16 protein-coding genes and 1 pseudogene are annotated in these 16,938 nt (G+C 68.9%); 11 read left to right on the top strand and 6 right to left on the bottom strand.

Annotation, left to right across the window (positions count from 1 at the left end):
- Nucleotides 1-12 precede the first annotated feature (12 nt).
- From ACFYVR_RS11350 to ACFYVR_RS11340, 3 genes are all read left to right on the top strand, one after another.
- Complete coding sequence (locus ACFYVR_RS11350; RefSeq protein WP_387472819.1) at nt 13-576, top strand: DUF779 domain-containing protein; 564 nt, start codon at nt 13-15, stop codon at nt 574-576.
- Between the two features lie 241 nt (nt 577-817).
- Nucleotides 818-1,507: a TNT domain-containing protein gene (locus ACFYVR_RS11345; protein WP_387472817.1), complete on the top strand. Its 690-nt coding sequence runs from the start codon at nt 818-820 to the stop codon at nt 1,505-1,507.
- A gap of 76 nt (nt 1,508-1,583) precedes the next feature.
- Nucleotides 1,584-2,021, top strand: a complete 438-nt coding sequence (locus ACFYVR_RS11340) for an Imm63 family immunity protein (RefSeq protein WP_387472815.1) — start codon at nt 1,584-1,586, stop codon at nt 2,019-2,021.
- Nucleotides 2,022-2,028: 7 nt separating this feature from the next.
- On the opposite strand, the gene ACFYVR_RS11335 is transcribed toward ACFYVR_RS11340, so the two are convergent.
- Both ACFYVR_RS11335 and ACFYVR_RS11330 read right to left on the bottom strand, forming a co-directional pair.
- Entirely contained in the window at nt 2,029-3,405 is a 1,377-nt protein-coding gene (locus ACFYVR_RS11335) for an MFS transporter (protein WP_387472813.1), read from the bottom strand.
- A gap of 181 nt (nt 3,406-3,586) precedes the next feature.
- Nucleotides 3,587-4,591 carry an AraC family transcriptional regulator gene (locus ACFYVR_RS11330; RefSeq protein WP_387472811.1) on the bottom strand — a complete coding sequence of 335 codons (1,005 nt, stop codon included), beginning with the start codon at nt 4,589-4,591 and terminating at the stop codon, nt 3,587-3,589.
- Between the two features lie 121 nt (nt 4,592-4,712).
- On the opposite strand from ACFYVR_RS11330, the gene ACFYVR_RS11325 reads away from it, so the two are divergent.
- The 5 genes from ACFYVR_RS11325 (at nt 4,713) to ACFYVR_RS11305 (ending at nt 10,107) form a co-directional block, all read left to right on the top strand.
- Nucleotides 4,713-5,687, top strand: a complete 975-nt coding sequence (locus ACFYVR_RS11325; protein WP_387472809.1) for a quinone oxidoreductase family protein — start codon at nt 4,713-4,715, stop codon at nt 5,685-5,687.
- Nucleotides 5,688-5,785: 98 nt separating this feature from the next.
- Entirely contained in the window at nt 5,786-6,679 is an 894-nt protein-coding gene (locus tag ACFYVR_RS11320; RefSeq protein WP_387472807.1) for a TauD/TfdA dioxygenase family protein, read from the top strand.
- Nucleotides 6,680-6,724: 45 nt separating this feature from the next.
- Complete coding sequence (locus tag ACFYVR_RS11315; protein ID WP_387472805.1) at nt 6,725-7,777, top strand: 3-keto-5-aminohexanoate cleavage protein; 1,053 nt, start codon at nt 6,725-6,727, stop codon at nt 7,775-7,777.
- A 162-nt stretch (nt 7,778-7,939) separates the two neighbouring features.
- On the top strand, nt 7,940-8,548 hold the full coding sequence (locus ACFYVR_RS11310) for an RBBP9/YdeN family alpha/beta hydrolase (protein WP_387472803.1): 609 nt from the start codon (nt 7,940-7,942) through the stop codon (nt 8,546-8,548).
- Nucleotides 8,542-10,107, top strand: a complete 1,566-nt coding sequence (locus tag ACFYVR_RS11305; protein ID WP_387472801.1) for a long-chain fatty acid--CoA ligase — start codon at nt 8,542-8,544, stop codon at nt 10,105-10,107. The genes ACFYVR_RS11310 and ACFYVR_RS11305 overlap by 7 nt, the downstream gene beginning before the upstream one ends.
- Here ACFYVR_RS11305 and ACFYVR_RS11300 read toward each other — a convergent pair.
- The 4 genes and pseudogenes from ACFYVR_RS11300 to ACFYVR_RS11285 form a co-directional block, all read right to left on the bottom strand.
- Nucleotides 10,079-10,978: a LysR family transcriptional regulator gene (locus tag ACFYVR_RS11300; RefSeq protein ID WP_387472799.1), complete on the bottom strand. Its 900-nt coding sequence runs from the start codon at nt 10,976-10,978 to the stop codon at nt 10,079-10,081. The two genes, ACFYVR_RS11305 and ACFYVR_RS11300, sit on opposite strands and share 29 nt — an antisense overlap.
- Nucleotides 10,979-10,985: 7 nt before the next feature.
- Entirely contained in the window at nt 10,986-11,192 is a 207-nt protein-coding gene (locus tag ACFYVR_RS11295) for a hypothetical protein (RefSeq protein WP_387472797.1), read from the bottom strand.
- Nucleotides 11,193-11,385: 193 nt separating this feature from the next.
- A complete protein-coding gene (locus ACFYVR_RS11290) occupies nt 11,386-12,144 on the bottom strand; it encodes an ABC transporter ATP-binding protein (RefSeq protein WP_387472795.1) in 759 nt (252 codons plus the stop codon).
- A pseudogene (locus ACFYVR_RS11285) lies at nt 12,141-13,256 on the bottom strand (ABC transporter ATP-binding protein); the annotation flags it as partial. The pseudogene ACFYVR_RS11285 and the gene ACFYVR_RS11290, both read right to left, overlap by 4 nt.
- Nucleotides 13,257-13,571: 315 nt before the next feature.
- On the opposite strand from ACFYVR_RS11285, the gene ACFYVR_RS11280 reads away from it, so the two are divergent.
- The 3 genes from ACFYVR_RS11280 to ACFYVR_RS11270 all read left to right on the top strand — a co-directional run bounded on the left by ACFYVR_RS11280 (nt 13,572) and on the right by ACFYVR_RS11270 (nt 16,750).
- On the top strand, nt 13,572-14,624 hold the full coding sequence (locus tag ACFYVR_RS11280) for a YeiH family protein (RefSeq protein ID WP_387472793.1): 1,053 nt from the start codon (nt 13,572-13,574) through the stop codon (nt 14,622-14,624).
- Nucleotides 14,625-14,732: 108 nt separating this feature from the next.
- A complete protein-coding gene (locus ACFYVR_RS11275) occupies nt 14,733-15,227 on the top strand; it encodes a hypothetical protein (RefSeq protein WP_387472791.1) in 495 nt (164 codons plus the stop codon).
- A gap of 137 nt (nt 15,228-15,364) precedes the next feature.
- The gene (locus ACFYVR_RS11270) at nt 15,365-16,750 is read left to right on the top strand and encodes an MFS transporter (RefSeq protein ID WP_387472789.1); all 1,386 of its coding nucleotides are present in this window, start codon (nt 15,365-15,367) and stop codon (nt 16,748-16,750) included.
- Nucleotides 16,751-16,938: the final 188 nt, after the last annotated feature.

Below are 16,938 nucleotides of genomic sequence, written 5' to 3'. Positions count from 1 at the left end.
GAAGGGGCGTCGGTGAGCACCCCTCGAACTGTCGCCACCCCACGGATCGTCGCGACCGTGGTGGCGGCCGACCTCCTGCGACGGCTCGTCGCGGTGCACGGCGCGGTGATGATGCACCAGTCCGGTGGCTGCTGCGACGGGTCGGCGCCGATGTGCTATCCGGCAGGGGAATTCATTGTCGGTGACCGGGACGTCCTGGTCGGCCTGCTGGACCTGCGGTTGGCGGTCGGGCAGAGCCCCGCCGACCTGCCCGCCGGCCCGGACGCCGTCCCGGTGTGGATCTCCGGTCCGCAGTTCGACCTCTGGAAGCACACCCAACTGGTGATCGACGCCGTCCCCGGCCGTGGCTCGGGATTCAGCCTCGAAACCCCTGAGGGTGTGCGGTTTCTCAGCCGGGGACGGGCCTTCGACGACCACGAGCTCGCCGACCTGGCAATCGACGAACCCGTCACCGGCGAGCAGTGGGAGGCGGGTCGTCGTCCCGCGGTACCCGCACAGCCGCAGATCGTCGCGGAGGCGGCCGAGGCCTGTCCCGTTCCTCCTCGATCCCAGGTCGTGTCTCGCCGCGAGGGCTGACCGACTCCCGGGCCGCGCCGCCGTGTCGTTCGTGTGAATGACACGGCGGCGCACCGGAAGTGCCCGGCACCACGGCATTCGTCACCCCGACCCCGACCCGCGCGTCCGCGCCGGGCTGCTGTCGGGGTGACGAAGCCGGACCGATCTGTCACGATTTGGGTGAATGATCTTGGCGGGGTCGGTACCCGGGTCGAACGGGATCACATGGGCGTCGCCGCATCTGATGGTGAAAGGGTCCGGTATGCGTCGTCGCCAGCTGCTTCTCGTCTTCGCCTTCGTACTGTCCACGGTGTTCGCCGAGGGGGCGGTCGCCCAGGCGGCCCCGGGTTCGTCGGTCGGTTCCAGTGATCTACTCGGCGGGGCCGGTTGCTCGGCGGAGTACTTCGACGGCGACAAGCGGCTCGGACCGCAGACGCTGTCGGATCAGTTCCCGGTTGCCGATCAGCTCGCCGACTACCGGCGCACCGGCGACCTGACACCGGAGCAGTTCCTGGCCGAGTACTGGGATCCGACCGTACTCCCGGCCGGCTCCTACAAGTACCCGCCCAAGAACGGATACGTCCTCGACGGCAGCGGCAACCCCCGACGGGTCGAAGGCCGGCTCGACGTCGGCACGCTGATCGACCGGTACGGCAGCGAGGGAGGAAACTTCCTGGCCCCGGCAGGCGCCAGCTACACGTCCCGCGCGCTTCCCCCGGTGAACCTGGTGGGTGTGCCGGCGGAGACCTGCAACTACCACGTCTACCTGGTGACCAAAGCCCTTCCCCTGTACACCGGTCCGATCGCGCCGTGGTTCGAACAGGAGGGTTACGGCACGCAGTACGAGGTGGTGGCCGACCTGCTGCCGCAGGTCGCCGAGTGCGGATCGAAGGTCGACGTCACCTGGTTGCGTTGCGCCGGCTACGTTCGCCTCGTGTACCCGCCGCAGTGACCCCGCTCCGACCACAGTCTGCTGCAATGACATTCGACCGAGGGGACGCCCCGCTGCCGACGGCACCGAGCGTCCGATGACCGACGATCTGCTCGATCCCGGCATGCGCCGGCGGATCCTGGAGGTGACGCAGCGGCTGGGTGCGCTGCCCGAGGACCTGCCCGCACTCGGGCAGGCCACCGAGGACGCGCTTCCCTTCTGCTGGAGTGCACCCGAGGGCGGTTGGCATCTGACCGTCCGGGAACGTGACCGACTCCTGTCGGACCGGTTCACCGACGATCCGGACGAGTTCGTGTACTGGGTCGCCGAGTCGGTCTCCGAGCGCATCTCCCTGCGACTGCACCCACCGGAGAACCCCGGTTTCCGGGCCGCGTCCTGGCGCACCCAGTACCGACTGTTGAGCGGTGTCGATCCGGCCTGGGGTGAGGCGTGGCTCGGCGCCACCCGCTCGGCGTTGACGGCCGCCGGCGCGGGCCGCGCCGTCCTCGACATGCTGCCGCAGCCGCCGCCGTGACCCGACGTCACCGGTGGTCCGCACCCGCATCCGGGCACCGTCCGGCGCTCTGCGCCGCCAGCGTGCGGAGCCCGGCCGGGTGGAGGCGCCTGCCCGTGGCCAGGGCCGCGATCGCGAGCACGTACACCAGCGGCGCCACCTGTAGTGCGCCCAGCAGTCCCAGACGGTCGGCGAGAACGCCGATCAGCAACGGACCGGTCGCCAGTCCGAGGATGTTGTTGGCGACGGTGAGGCTGCCGAGCGCCGACGACCGAACCGACGGATGCGTCAGTCTCGCCACCATGGCCGCGGTCGGCCCGGACGACCCGGCGGAGAAGAAGGCGCCGATGCCGAGCAGGATCAGCTGGGGTGCACCGGTGTCCAGCGCGAACGCGCACCCGAGCGTGACGAGCGAGATGATGCAGTAGGCGATCGCGCTGGCCCATTTACGGCGGGGATCCTCGCCGCTGACGCGGTCGGTGATCATGCCGCACACGACCATGCCGCTTCCGACGAGAAGCACGAACAGCGAGGCGATGACTCCGGCCTTGTCGGGCGCGAGACCGTAGTAGCGGTTGAAGAAGCTGGGGGTCCACGCGAGCAGCACGGCGGCGGTGAACATCTGGAGTCCGCCTCCGAGATACGCGCACCACACCGCCGGGTTGGTGAACAGTGTCGACACCGGCACCCGGATCCCGGCCGTCGCCGGCGCCGAGGCGGGCAGGTCGTCCTCGGAGTTGTGTTCGGCCAGTCGGCGTTCGGTGACGACGGCCCGGAACAGTGCCACGAGCAGGAGTCCGAGAACCGCCATCGCCGCGAAGGACCATCGCCAGCTCAGGTGCACCGCGATCACGCCGCCGAGGGATACCCCGATGACGGAGCCGAAGGATCCGCCCGCCATGAACGCGCCGCTCAGCGTCGAATGCACGCGGGGCGCGAAGACACCGAGGACCACCGCGATGCCGACGCTGCCGTAGGCGGCCTCGCCGACGCCGACCAGGAACCGGGAGGCCAGCATCTGCTCGTAGTTGGCGGCCACCGCGCAGCACAGCGTGGCGACGCTCCAGATGACGGCCATCAGGACCAGGCTCCGTACTCGGCCCCACCGGTCGGCGAGCAGCGACAGCGGGAAGGTGAGCAGCCCGACCATCAGCGCGACGACGCTGGTGAGGGATGCGAGCTGCGAATCGGTCAGTGCCCATTCGGTTTTCAGGAACGGGAACACCGCGCTGAGGACCTGGCGGGACATGTAGTCCGAGAGCAGCAGGGCGAAGGTGAGCGCGAACACGAGCCAGGGATACAGTCGCCGGCCCGGACGGGGCCGGGCGCGGTCCGGGGCCGAGTCGGTGTTGGTGGGTTCGTCGGCCCCGATCGGGTCGGCGGTCGTCGCGGGAGGCAGTGCCATCGATGCTCCTTGCGGGAAGGAAAGTGGGGACGATGTCGCGGGGGACCGGGGCGATGGGAGTGAACCGCCCGGAACGGAAAGTGGTGTGGATCACGTTATCGCGGTCCTGGGGTCGACAATTGCCTCTGCGGGACACTGTTCTGTCCAATTCGGGACAGAATTCGGAGCGGGACTGCCCGGGCTACCGTTCCGCCTGCCTGCGCCACTCGCGCGGGCTGGTACCGAACCGCTGGTGGAACCAGCGCGAGAAGCTGCTGGGTGTGGAGAAGGCGAGTATCTCGGAGATCTCCGTGAACGAGTAGCGCTTGCCGCTGACCAGGCGGTTGGCGAGTTCGGCTCGCGTCGAGTCGAGAACGGCGGAGAACGTCAGCCCCGACGTGGCCAGGTGCCGGTGCACTGTGCGCCGGTCGACGCCGAGGCTTCGTGCCACCTGCTCGATCGTGCACTTGCCCGTGGGCAGCAGCAGTTCGACGAGTTCGCGCACCCGCGAGGTGACCGTCGGTTCCTCGGGTTCGGTGAGGGTGTCGAGGAATTGCTGGGCGTACGAGCGCAGGAGGGGGTCGGCCAGTCGGTTGGGCTCGTCGAGATCGCTCGAGTAGACCACGACGCCGGACCAGTCGCCGTCGAAGACCAGTGGCGCCCCGAACATCTGGCGGTGGGTGCCGTCGTTCGCGGGTCGGGGATGGTCGAAGCTGACCGTCACGGGGTGCCACCGATCGCCGAGCAGGTGCTGGAGCAGTTGGTGGATCACGGCGACGGCGAGTTCGACGGACTGGCGGACCGGAATCGGCTCGCCCGGATCGACGGCGATCCGGACGGTCGCGAGGCCGTCGCGCTCCGAGAGGCGGACGGTCAGAGCCTCGTTGTACATGTGCTGGTAGCGGATGAGCAGGCGCAGTGCGCTCCGTGCGTCGGGCTCCTCGCGGATGCTCACGCTCAGTGGGCCGAGGGTCGACAACCGCCGATGTTGCGCGAGGATCAGTGCGAAATCCTCGCGTCCCGACGCTGCGGCCGACAGTTCCAGCACGCGGGCAATGGATCCGGCGGGAATCCACCGGTCCTGAAGGTCCAGGGCCCCGGGGTCGAGGTGGGCGCTGCGCAACAGCTGGACCGGGTCGATCGACAGGGCGCGAGCGACCTCGACGTACCCGGTCAGCGTTGCGTAGCGGGCGAGCGGCCTGGCCACACGAATCACCGTCCTGTCCCGAAATAGCAAGAAATGTGTCCCTTGAGGATAAGTGTGATGGAGCTCTCGTGGCTACTGTCGATCTCGTCGAAGTCACCCGGACGACAATCGAGGAGATCCAATGGCACAAGCGATCCGCTTCCACGAAACCGGTGGTCCGGAGGTCCTGAAGTGGGAGTCCGTCGACGTCGGCGACCCCGGGGCCGGTGAAGTCCGGGTCCGGCACGAGGCGGTGGGGCTGAACTTCGCCGACACCTACTTTCGGACCGGTCTCTACCCGGCTCCGCTGCCGGCGGGGATGGGGGTCGAGGCCGCCGGTGTCGTCGAGGCGGTCGGGCACGGTGTCACCGGCTTCCGCGAGGGTGACCGCGTCACGTACACCGGCAGTCCGCTCGGTGCGTACAGCACCGAGCGCGTGATGCCGGCCGAGCACCTGATCGCACTGCCCGACCGGATCCCGTTCGGGACCGCCGCGGCGATGACGATGCGCGGACTGACCACCGCGTACCTGCTCCGACGTATCCACCCCCTCGCGGCGGGCGACACGGTCCTGCTGCACGCCGCCGCCGGTGGTGTCGGCCTGATCTTCACCCAGTGGGCGAAGCTGTTGGGTGTCAACGTGATCGGCACCGTGTCCACCGACGAGAAGGCCGCGGTGGCGCGAGCCCACGGTTGCAGTGAGGTCATCGTGTACACGCGGGAGAACGTCGCCGAGCGGGTGCGCGAACTGACCGACGGCAAAGGCGTGCCCGTCGTCTACGACAGCATCGGTGCCACCACGTTCGCGACCTCGCTCGACTCCCTCGCGCGGCGCGGTCTCCTCGTCGCCTTCGGCACCGCGTCCGGGCCGATCCCGCCGATCGACGCGATGCAGCTCGCGGTGAAGGGATCGCTGTTCGTGACCCGCCCCGCGCTGGCGGACTACATCGCCGACCCCGCCGAACGCGCCGAGCTCGCCGGTGAGCTGTTCGACCACGTCGCGGCCGGCCGGATCGCCATCGAGATCAACCAGCAGTACGCGCTCGACGATGCGGTGCGCGCCCACCGGGACCTGGAATCCGGCCGCAGCGTCGGATCCTCGGTCTTCACCTGCTGAGCCGCGTTCACTGCCGAGACCTCCCTCACTCCAGAGACCGCTCACTCCAGAGACCGCTCACTGCAGAGACCGCTCACTGCAGAGACAAGGAGACGACCATGACCGCCACCGTCGACATCGGAGCCGTCCGCACCGAGGCCACGATGGACGCTCGACCGCTCACGTGCAGCATCGGCGCCGAAGTGCACGACGTCGACCTCGCCGAGGTCGGCCGTGACGAGACCCGTTTCACCGAGCTGAAAGCGCTGCTCCTCCACCACAAGGTGCTCTTCTTCCGGGACCAGCACATGAGCCGCGGTGAGCACGTCGCGCTCGCCGAGCGATTCGGTCCGCTCGAGGACCATCCGGTCGTCGGCAGCGACCCGGACCATCCCGGACTCGTCCGGATCTACAAGGACGTCGACAGTCCGCCGGAGCGCTTCGAGAACGCCTACCACTGCGATGCGACGTGGCGCGAGAAGCCACCGATGGGCGCCGTGCTGCGGTGCATCGAGGGGCCGCCGGTGGGGGGCGACACCATGTGGGTGAACATGGCGCTGGCCTACGAGCGGCTGCCCGAGCGGGTCAAGGAGCAGATCGAGGGCCTGCGGGCGCGGCACAGCATCGAAGCGACCTTCGGTGCGCGGATGCCGATCGAGCAGCGTCTCGAACTCAAGGACCGGTTCCCGGACGCCGAACACCCGGTGGTGCGCACCCACCCCGAAACGGGGGAGAGGATCCTGTTCGTCAACTCGTTCACCACGCACCTGACGAACTACCACACCAACGAGAACGTCCGCTACGGAATCGATTACGCGCCCGGTGCCGGCGAGCTTCTGCGGTACCTGCAGAGCCAGGCCACCATCCCCGAGTACCAGGTGCGGTGGCGCTGGACGCCCGACAGCGTCGCGATCTGGGACAACCGGTCGACGCAGCACTACGCGGTCCAGGACTACTGGCCGGCGGTCCGCAAGATGGAGCGCGCCGGCATCGTCGGCGACCGGCCCTTCTAGCCCCCTCACCACTTCCTCCCCTCATCCAGAAATCGGAGTCCTGCCATGCATTTCCACGACGACGCGTTGTTCCCGGAGAACCAGGAGAAGCTGGTCATCACCTGTGCCCCCTACGGGCCGGAGTGGGAGCCGGACGACTTCCGCGAGGACCTGCCGCTGACGATGGAGGAGCACGTCCAGAAGGCGGTCGACTGCTACGAGGCCGGCGCCACCGTGCTGCACATCCACGTCCGCGAACTCGACGGCAAGGGCAGCAAGCGGCTGTCGAAGTTCAACGAGCTGCTCGCCGGACTGCGCGAGGCGGTGCCGGACATGATCCTGCAGGTCGGCGGATCGATCTCCTTCGCGCCGGAAGGTGAAGGCGCGGACGCGAAGTGGCTCTCCGACGACACCCGGCACATGCTCGCCGAGCTGGACCCGAAGCCGGACCAGGTGACGATCGCGATCAACACCAGCCAGATGAACATCATGGAGCTGATGACCGCGGACGACATCGCGGGCACCTCGATGGAGCGCCCCGACCTGGCCGCGGCGTACCGCGAGATGACCGTCCCGGCGGGACCGGAGTGGGTCGAGGAGCACCTGCGCCGGCTGCAGGCCGCGGGAATCCAGCCCCACTTCCAGCTGTCGTCGATCCCGCAGCTCGAGACCGTCGAGCGACTGATCCGTCGCGGCGTCTACACCGGCCCGCTGAACCTCACGTGGGTCGGCATCGGTGGTGGCTTCGACGGCCCCAACCCGTACAACATCATGAACTTCATCCAGCGCGTCCCGGACGGCGCCTGCCTCACGCTCGAAACCCTCATGCGCAGTGTGCTCCCCGTCAACGCGATGGCCATCGCGATGGGCCTGCACACCCGCTGCGGCAACGAGGACACCATCTGGGGCCGCAAGGGCGAGAAGATGACGTCGGTCGAGCAGATCCGGCAGCTGGTGCGGGTCGCGAACGAGCTGGGTCGGGAGGTCGCCACCGGCAAGGAGGCCCGCGACATCTACCGGATCGGCACGACGTACGCCGACGCCGACGAGACCCTCGCCCGGCTCGGCTACGCCCCGAACCGCCGGCCCGGCCAGGTCGGCTTCACCCACCACGCCTGAACACCGTCCCGCCTGAAACACCGTCCCGCCTGAAACACCGTCATGCCTGATTCGAGGGGGGTCGGGTGGTGGCGCGGCGCCGCCGCGCCGCGCCACCACACGTGCCCGCACGCCTCGACAGTCTGCTCGAACCACGGTTACCACAACAGTTTCGGAGAACCCATGACCCGCACCGCAGACCCCACGGTGGTGATCGTGCCCGGCCTACGGGGCCACGTCGCAGATCACTGGCAGACCCTGCTCGCCGAGCGACTCGACAGGGTCCGCACGGTGCCGCCGCTCGACCACGACACGTTGAGCCTGCGGGCGCGGGTCGAGGCACTGGACGCGGTCCTCACCGAGGTCGAGGGACCCGTGGTCCTGGTCGCGCACAGTGCGGGGGTGTTGATCACCGTGCACTGGGCGCAGCAGGCCGACCGTCCCGTGCAGGGCGCCCTGCTGGCCACCCCTGCCGATCTGGAACGGCCTCTGCCCGAGGGGTATCCGACAGTCGCGGACCTCGATCGTGGTGGCTGGTTGCCGTTGCCGCGGCGCCGACTGCCGTTCCCGAGCATCCTCGCGGCCAGCAGCAACGACCCGCTCGCCACGCCTCGACGGGTGGCGGGTCTGGCGGAGGTGTGGGGCAGCCGGCTGGTCGACCTCGGTGAGGTGGGGCATCTGAACCCCGCGTCCGGATACGGATACTGGCCGCGGGCCGAGGAATTCGTCCGGGAGCTGATCGGCCTCGCCGATTCCACCGGTCGTCGGCCGTCGGTGAGTTCGCCGTGCTGAACCTGTCCCTGCTGCTGGAGGATTCCGCGCGCCGATACCCGGACCGGGACGCCCTCGTGTTCGGGGATGTGCGCGTGACGTACGCCGAGCTCGACGCTCGGTCGAACCGGGTTGCCAACCTGCTCGTCGCGCGGGGCGTCCGACCCGGGGACCGGGTGGCGATGTCGCTGCCGAACGTGCCCGAGTTCCCGGTCGTCTACTTCGGGATCGTCAAGGCGGGGGCGGTCGTGGTCCCGCTGAACACCATGCTCAAGGGCCGCGAGATCGCCTACCACCTGGAGGATTCGGGTGCCCGGGTGTACTTCTGTGCCGAGGGCACCGAGGAGCTGCCGATCGGCGAGTTCGGTCACGCCGGATTCGACGAGGCCCGGCACTGCCGCGACATGTTCCTCGTCGGTGCCGGCGCAGCCCTGCCGGAGGGTGTCCGGTCACTCGACACCGCGGTGTCGGAGCAGTCCGACGTATTCGCGTCGGCGGCCACCGAGCCGGACGACACCGCCGTCGTCCTCTACACCAGCGGCACCACGGGAAAGCCCAAGGGCGCCGAGCTGTCCCACGCCAACATGGTGATGAACGCGGTGACCGCCAACCGGCTCTTCGACAGCAACCCGGTCCGCCGGGACACCGCGCTGGTGACGCTGCCGCTGTTCCACTCCTTCGGGCAGACGGTCGTGATGAACGCCGGTCTGGCGGTCGGCGCGACCCTGGTGTTGTTGCCCCGGTTCGAGCCCGGCGCCGCGCTGCGGCTGATGGTGGACGAGGCGGTCACGGTCTTCGCCGGTGTTCCCACCATGTACTGGGCGTTGCTCGGCGCCGTCGACTCCGCCGAGGCGGCGGGCACCGTCGACGTCGCCCGCATCGCCGCCACCATCCGCCGCGCCATCTCGGGTGGTGCCGCGTTGCCGGTGGACATCCTGACCCGATTCGCCGACCGGTTCGGAGTGCAGATCCTCGAGGGGTACGGGTTGTCCGAGACGTCCCCGCTCGCACTCTTCAGCGATCCCGAACGCGCGCCGCGTCCGGGGTCGATCGGGGTGCCGGTGTGGGGAGTGCAGGCGCGACTGGTCGACGCCGACTGGAACACCGTGACCGGCACCGATCAGGTCGGCGAGATCGCCCTGCGGGGCCACAACGTGATGAAGGGCTACCTGAACAGGCCCGAGGCCACCGCTGCGGTCGTGCGGGACGGCTGGTTCCGCACCGGTGACCTCGCCCGCTGCGACGACGACGGCTTCTACTACATCGTCGACCGTGCGAAGGACCTGATCGTGCGAGGCGGATTCAACGTCTATCCGCGGGAGGTCGAGGAGGTCCTGATGACGCACGACGCGGTGTCGCTCGTGGCGGTGATCGGTGTGCCGCACCCCAGTCACGGCGAGGAGGTGAAGGCTGTGGTCGTCCTCGAACCGGGCGCGGGGATCGGCGAGTCGGAGTTGATCGCATGGAGTCGAGACCGCATGGCCGCCTACAAGTACCCGCGAATCGTCGAGTTCGTGACGGTGCTGCCGATGACCGCGACCGGCAAGATCCTCAAACGCGAGCTCGTCGCAGGAGCCTGACCAGGTCGCCGCCCGGACCCTCCAGCTGGCGGGGCGGCCGCCACACGGCCCGCAGGGTGCGGTCGAGGTGGAGTCCCTCCACCTCGACCACACGCAGTTCCCCGGATTCGACCTGAGCGGACACGGCCAGCGTGCTCAGCACCGCCGGGCCGACTCCGCCGAGCACGGTCGTCCTGACCGCGGCACCGCTGCCGAGCTCGAGGAGCGGTGCCGCCCTCTCGTATTCCTGCAGTGCGACATCGAGTGTCGTGCGGGTGCCGGATCCGGGTTCGCGGACCACGAGCGGTGTCGCCGCGAGCTCCGCGATCGACAGGGGGCGCCGGCGACGCGTCCACGGGTGGCCCGGGTCGACGACCACGACCAGTCGGTCCCGCGCCACGGCCACGCTGTGCAGCCCGCGCGGGACCGTCGGCGACTCGACGAATCCGACGTCGCAGGAGCCCGTGGTGACGTCGTCGAACACCTGCATCGAATTGCGTACCTGCAGGTGGAGGGTGACGTCCGGAGTCATCCGACGGAATTGGCCGAGCCACGTGGGCATCAGGTGCTCAGCCACCGTCATGCTCGCGCTGATCGTCAGTTCGGCGGCACGCTTCTCACGCATCCCCGCTGCCACGTCGAGCAGTTGGCGGGCCTCGTCGAGCACACGGCGTGACCAGTGTGCGAGCACGGTTCCCTCTGCGGTCAGCGTCGAACCGGTCGGCTTCCGCTGGAGCAGGGGAGTGCCGACCTGTGCCTCGAGCCGCTTGATCGCTCGGCTGGCGTTCGGTTGTGCCATTCCGGCGATCCGTGCTGCCGCGCTGAGGCTTCCGTGGTCGTCCACGCCGACGAGGAGTTCCAGGACGTCGAGATCCGGCCAGTCCCTGAGCATGCAGACATCATATGACATCGCAAGTTCCCATATCAGCTGGATATGAGCTCGCGGCGGTGGGGGCGCCGAGCTCGTCGTTGGCGTACGCGACCGCGGCTTCGGCGGCCTCTCGGTTCTCGGGCTGCGAAACAGCCTGCCCACCTTCGTTGTTGATGAGCCCGATCTTCACCGGATCACCGGTGGTAGCTTTGCCCGGAAACGAATCGGCGGGCACGTTCGCGGACGATCCGGACGCGGCGGAGGCCTCGTCCGAGCTGTCGCTGCTACAGGCCGTCAACGCCGTCAGTGCGAGAGCGGCGAGGGATGCCGCGGCAACGCGCGCGACACTCCGGCCATTCGAAGGCTTCATCCCTTTCATTCGGGTTGGACTGAGTTGGTCTGGAGCGGGGCAGCGGTGCCCTGGAGGGTCAGGCGACCGTACTCGGCTCGGCGACACCCGGGTGCGGATGTCCGGCCGCGCCCAGGTAGGCGTCTTCGATCAACTTCGGATCGCCGGCCAGATCGGATGCCTTGCCCTGCAGGACGTTCGTGCCGTGACGCAGCACGAGCGCAGTGTCGGACACGGCCAGCGCGAGCTGGACGTGCTGTTCGACGAGCACGACGGCGGTGCCGGTGGTGTCGGCGACCGTCCTCAACACGGGAAGGAGCCTTTCGACGATGACGGGTGCCAGACCCATGCTCAGTTCGTCGATCAGGAGCACCTTGGGGTTCTGCACCAGCGCGCGGCCGATTGCGAGCATCTGCTGCTCACCGCCGGACAACGCACCGGCCGGCACCTTCAGCCGCTTGTCCAGTTCGGGGAAGTGACCGAGCACCGTGTCCCGGGCGGCTGCCCAGTTCCGTCGCGACTTCACGGCCAGCCGAAGATTCTCCTCCACGGTCAGCGTCGTGAACAGCGCCCGGTCGTCGGGGACGAACACCAGCCCCCCTTCGGACGCGCCGCGCGCGTGTCCCGGCTTGACCTGGTGGCCGGCGATGTCCACCGTGCCGCGCAGGCTGGGCAGCAGGCCCGCGAGCGTCAGCAGGACCGTGGTCTTGCCTGCGCCGTTGGGCCCGAGGAGGGCGAGGACTTCACCCTCCTGCAACTCGAGATCGAAATCGCGAACGCACGGTCGCCCCTGCGAATAGCCCGCATCCAATTCCGTGCACGTCAATACCGTGGTCATGCGTTCAGCTCCTGCCCGGTGTGGGTCGAGCCGAGGTAGGCCCGGGTCACTTCAGGGTTGTTTCGGATCTCGTCGGGAGTGCCGATCGCGATGAGCCTGCCGAGATCGAGAACGACGATGCGGTCGCAGACCTCGAGCACCAGCTCCATGTCGTGATCGACCATGACGACCGTCAGGCCCGAATCACGCACGGCCCGCAGTCGATCGCCCAGCCACATGCTCTCGGCGCTGTCGAGTCCCGCCGCGGGTTCGTCGAGCAGGACGACTCGCGGCCGGCCTGCGAGGGCCCGGGCGACCGAGACGAGCTGACGCTGGCCCTGGGACAGTTCCCTGACGGGGCGGTCGGCGACCGCGCTCAGGTGCAGCACCCCGAACAGCTCGTCGAGTCCGGCGGAATCGAGAGGCGGGTTGTCCGGCCCTCGATGGTGTGAGGCCGTGGTCCCGACGGAGACGTTCTCGCGAACCGACAGGTCGTCGTACAACTCGATGCCCTGGAAGGTCCGGCCGAGGCCCGCGCGGCTGCGTTCGAAGGCCTTGCGGTCGTCGAGGTTCTCGCCGGCGAGGGTGACACCACCCGTGGCGTCGGCGAAGCCGCTGATGGCGTCGATGAACGTCGTCTTACCGGCGCCGTTGGGTCCGATCAAACCGATGATCTCGCCGTCGCGGACGTCGAACGAGACGTCGTCGAGTGCGGTGATGCCGCCGTAGTGGACGCTGATTCCCTTGCTGGACAGGACGACGTCACCGATGTGACGGCTCGTTCCCGTGTAGGACGTCGCGGTGTCCACGTCGAGCTCGATGCCGTCGGGTTCGGTGTCGAGGGGAGCGCGGGTGATCCTGCGGCGCACCTTGTCCACCGTCTTGTGGAGGTCGGAGATGATTCCCTCGGGATTCGTGATGACCGTGACGACGAGGAGGATGCCGGTGATCACCGCGTAGTAGGTGCCGATGTTGGCCACCCGGTCGAGGAAGATGAACATGATTCCGCCTGCGCCCATGACTCCGGCGAGCATGCCACCGGAGACGCACGTGACACCCGCGAGGTAGGAGACGGCGAACATTCCGATTCCGGTCATGGCGGCGAAGGATTCGGGAACGGCTGCGGTCTGCTGCAGCCGACTCGGTGCGTCGATGCTGGCCGTGCGAGCCAACGAACGATCTGCCGCGCGCTCTCGCTGCGAAAACCGGCTCGCGTGAAGGCGACAGAGGTGACCAGGTTAGCTATGTCGTCTCCGGGCGCTTCGTGTCACGGGACCGGACGTCCCGGCCTTTCCGGTCAGCCGGGTGCTCGCCGCCCGCCCTCGGTGGTTCGCTCGCCGACCGGTGCTGTCGAGGAGCGACTCTCGGTGATTCCATATCAGTTCGATATATGGCAATGGCGAGATGACGGCTACCGCGCGCACTGTCGGTGCAGCAGTGTCATCGGCATGTCCAGTGATGTGCGAATCCACCCGCAGCCGAGTGCCGATCGACAGGCTCGGATCAGCGACCGTCGATCTCGGTCCACCGGCCTCGTGGCGGGTGTCGCGCTGTGCGTGACGGGATCCGCGATCGCGATGGGAATCGGCCGGCTCGTTCCGGCGGTCAACCCGATGCTGATCGCGATCGTCGCCGGCGCGTTGGTGGCGAACCTCGTCACCGTGCCCGGCTGGATCCGGCCGGGTCTGGACTTCTCGGCCAAACGGCTCCTGCGGGCCGGAGTGGCGCTCCTCGGACTGCAGCTGATGTTCGGGGACGTCATCGGCCTCGGTTTCGGCGTGATCGCCGTTGTGGTCGCCATCGTCGTGCTCGGCATCGCAGGCACGATGTACGCGGGCAAGCTGCTCGGCCTGTCGTGGTCCCAGCGGGTGCTGATCGCATGCGGGTTCTCCATCTGCGGCGCCGCAGCCGCGGCTGCCACCGACGGGGTGATCAACGCCAAGGAGGAGGAACTGCTCACGACGGTGGCTCTGGTCGTCGTCTTCGGGACGCTGATGATCCCGACGATCCCGCTGCTGTCGACCTTGCTGGGGCTGACCGACCGGCAGGCCGGGATGTGGGCAGGCGGGTCCATCCACGAGGTCGCGCAGGTCGTCGCGACCGGTGGTGCGATCGGCGGCGCCGCGCTCGCGGTCGCCACGGTCGTCAAGCTCGCACGGGTTCTCATGCTGGCCCCGGTGATGGCCTACCTCGGCGCACGTGCGCGCCGGGACGCACGTGGCGGCGGCACCTCGGCCACACACCCCCCGCTGGTTCCACTGTTCGTTCTCGGATTCCTCGCCTGCGTGGCGCTGCGCTCGTCGGGTCTGCTGCCGGAGGCCGCGATCGCCGGCGCGAAGCTCGCGCAGACCGCGCTGCTGACCACCGCCATGTTCGCCCTCGGACTCGGTGTCCGCGTGAGCCTGCTGCGTTCCGTCGGCCCGCGCCCGTTCGTCCTCGCTGCGCTGTCCACCGTGTGGGTGGCGACCGTGGCGTTCGTCGGCGTCCTGCTGGTGGCCTGACGAACCGCGGGCGAGCAGGGTAGCTGCACCCGGCGCCGCCCGGCCAGGCGATGATGGTGCGCACGGCGACCGCGATCACGAGTCGCGAACACGAAGAGGAGAAACGCAATGGCCTTCGCAGGCAATGTGGACGAGCTGGCGCTGCTGCAGACGGTCCGGCTCAAGGGCGCGGTGACGCCCGCGGTGCTGGCGACGCAGCTCGGCGTCGGTGAGGCGTCCGCGCATGCCGCGCTCACCGCGCTCGTCGACCTGGGGCGTGCCACCGCCGACGACGCCGGTTCCGTCACTCTCACCGCGGCGGGCATCGCCGAACTCGACGATCAGCTCGACGCGGAGCGCGTCTCGATCGACGAGTTCCTGTTCGCCGAGGTCGTCGAGCGGTTCGAGCCTCTCGACGCCGAGTTCGCCGACGCGAACGGTGACGCGGCCGCGCTCGCCGACCTGGATCGTCGCGCCGCGGACGTCTTCGACGACGTCTCCGCCTACGTGCCGCGGCTCGCGCGCTACCAGGAACTGCTCGCCGACACGGTCGCAGACCCCGGGGCGTATGCGGTGGTGTGGTCGGAGCTGCGTCAGGAGATCCTCAGCGCGGCGGGTCGCTGACCCACACCGACCGCCCTGTGACGCGGCTCACCACCACCCCCTTTTCGGGGGTATTCGGGGGTGAGCCGCGTCACTACCTTTTCCCGCAGTCCCGGCGACCGCGCCGGGGAGACCGCAACCGCGAGAAGAGGACACCCATGACGACAGTGTCGCCAGAACCGGCGTCGCCGGCACCGCCGGTAGTGTCGCCGGAGCCTGCCATGCCGACGGAGGCCGGCGCCCGCGCCACCACGCGGACGAGCGTGCGCCGAGTCGCCGTCGCCAGCTGCATCGGCACGACCATCGAGTTCTACGACTTCTTCATCTACGGGACCGCCGCCGCGCTGGTGTTCCCGAAGGTCTTCTTCCCGGCACTCGGATCGACCGCGGGTACCGTCGCCTCGTTCGCCACCTTCGCGGTCGCATTCTTCGCGAGGCCGGTCGGCGCGATGCTGTTCGGGCACTACGGCGATCGGATCGGCCGCAAGAAGACCCTCGTCTCCACCCTGCTCCTGATGGGCATCTCGACCCTGCTGATCGGTCTGCTGCCGAGCGCCGAGACCATCGGGGTTGCCGCGCCGCTGATCCTGGTTCTGCTGCGGTTCGCGCAGGGCTTCGCGGTCGGTGGTGAATGGGCCGGTGCGACGCTGCTCACGGCGGAGTACGCGCCGCCCGGCAAACGCGGCCTGTACGCGATGTTCCCGCAGCTCGGCCCGGCACTCGCCTTCGTCCTGTCGTCCGGCACCTTCCTCGTCACCGGCGCCGTCCTCGGCGACTCCAACGAGGCATTCCTGAACTGGGGCTGGCGGGTGCCGTTCCTGTTCTCCATCGTCCTCGTCGCGATCGGCCTCTACATGCGCCTCGCGATCGAGGAGACCCCGGTCTTCCGTGCCAATCAGGCCGAGCAGGCCGTCCAGGCCGAAGGACAGGAGCCGCGGCGCCTGCCGTTCGCCGACGCCTGGCGGTACCAGAGCAAGGAGATCCTGCTCTCGGCGGGCGCCCTGGCCACCCTGTTCGCGTTCTTCTACATGGGCACCGCGTTCCTGACCAGCTACGGCACCAAGACCCTCGGGTTCTCCCGCCCGTTCGTGCTGTCCGTCGGCATCGCGTCCGCGGTGGTGTTCGGTGCCGCGATCGTCGTGTCCGCGTTGTACTCGGACCGCATCGGCCGCCGCAAGGTGATCATGGCGTCGTGCGTCGCTGCGGTCTTCTGGGCGCTGGCACTGTTCCCGCTGCTCGACACCGGCTCGCCCGCCGCATTCGCGATCGGCATGTTCGGCACCCTCGCCATCTTCGGCATTGCGTACGGCCCGTGCGGCGCACTGCTGCCCGAGATGTTCGCGACCCGGTACCGCTACACCGGCGCCGGACTCGGTTACAACCTCGCCGGTGTCCTCGGCGGCGCGATCCCGCCGCTGATCGCGGCGCCACTGGCCGCTTCCTTCGGCGGTGCCGCGATCGGCGTGCTGCTGGCCGTGCTCGCCGTGTTCAGCTTCTTCTGCACCCGAGCACTGGTGGAGACCAAGGACGTCGCGCTCTCGTGAGGCTCCGGGCGGGGTGTCCTGTTCCCGGACAGTTACCGACACCCCGCCCGTCGGAGTATGTCGTGGATCACACGTGTGCGAGTAGTTTCGATGAGACGCCCGGATCCAGCCGATCGGGCGCAAGGGAGGACAGACGATGACCCGGATCGTGCCCGATGCAGCGGATCGGTCGACCGCGTTGCCCAGTT

The sequence above is a fragment of the Rhodococcus sp. NPDC003318 genome, assembly GCF_042879035.1.
GTDB lineage: Bacteria > Actinomycetota > Actinomycetes > Mycobacteriales > Mycobacteriaceae > Rhodococcus_G.
Note: the sequence above shows the minus strand (reverse complement) of the source record. Positions and strands in the feature narration are given on the sequence as shown.

Excerpts from the sequence above, each read along its gene's own strand:
- ACFYVR_RS11345 (WP_387472817.1), top strand. The coding sequence starts at position 818 with ATGCGTCGTCGCCAGCTGCTTCTCGTCTTCGCCTTCGTACTGTCCACG.
- ACFYVR_RS11340 (WP_387472815.1), top strand. The coding sequence starts at position 1,584 with ATGACCGACGATCTGCTCGATCCCGGCATGCGCCGGCGGATCCTGGAG.
- ACFYVR_RS11335 (WP_387472813.1), bottom strand. The coding sequence starts at position 3,405 with ATGGCACTGCCTCCCGCGACGACCGCCGACCCGATCGGGGCCGACGAA.
- ACFYVR_RS11325 (WP_387472809.1), top strand. The coding sequence starts at position 4,713 with ATGGCACAAGCGATCCGCTTCCACGAAACCGGTGGTCCGGAGGTCCTG.
- ACFYVR_RS11320 (WP_387472807.1), top strand. The coding sequence starts at position 5,786 with ATGACCGCCACCGTCGACATCGGAGCCGTCCGCACCGAGGCCACGATG.
- ACFYVR_RS11315 (WP_387472805.1), top strand. The coding sequence starts at position 6,725 with ATGCATTTCCACGACGACGCGTTGTTCCCGGAGAACCAGGAGAAGCTG.
- ACFYVR_RS11310 (WP_387472803.1), top strand. The coding sequence starts at position 7,940 with ATGACCCGCACCGCAGACCCCACGGTGGTGATCGTGCCCGGCCTACGG.
- ACFYVR_RS11300 (WP_387472799.1), bottom strand. The coding sequence starts at position 10,978 with ATGCTCAGGGACTGGCCGGATCTCGACGTCCTGGAACTCCTCGTCGGC.
- ACFYVR_RS11290 (WP_387472795.1), bottom strand. The coding sequence starts at position 12,144 with ATGACCACGGTATTGACGTGCACGGAATTGGATGCGGGCTATTCGCAG.
- ACFYVR_RS11280 (WP_387472793.1), top strand. The coding sequence starts at position 13,572 with ATGTCCAGTGATGTGCGAATCCACCCGCAGCCGAGTGCCGATCGACAG.
- ACFYVR_RS11275 (WP_387472791.1), top strand. The coding sequence starts at position 14,733 with ATGGCCTTCGCAGGCAATGTGGACGAGCTGGCGCTGCTGCAGACGGTC.
- ACFYVR_RS11270 (WP_387472789.1), top strand. The coding sequence starts at position 15,365 with ATGACGACAGTGTCGCCAGAACCGGCGTCGCCGGCACCGCCGGTAGTG.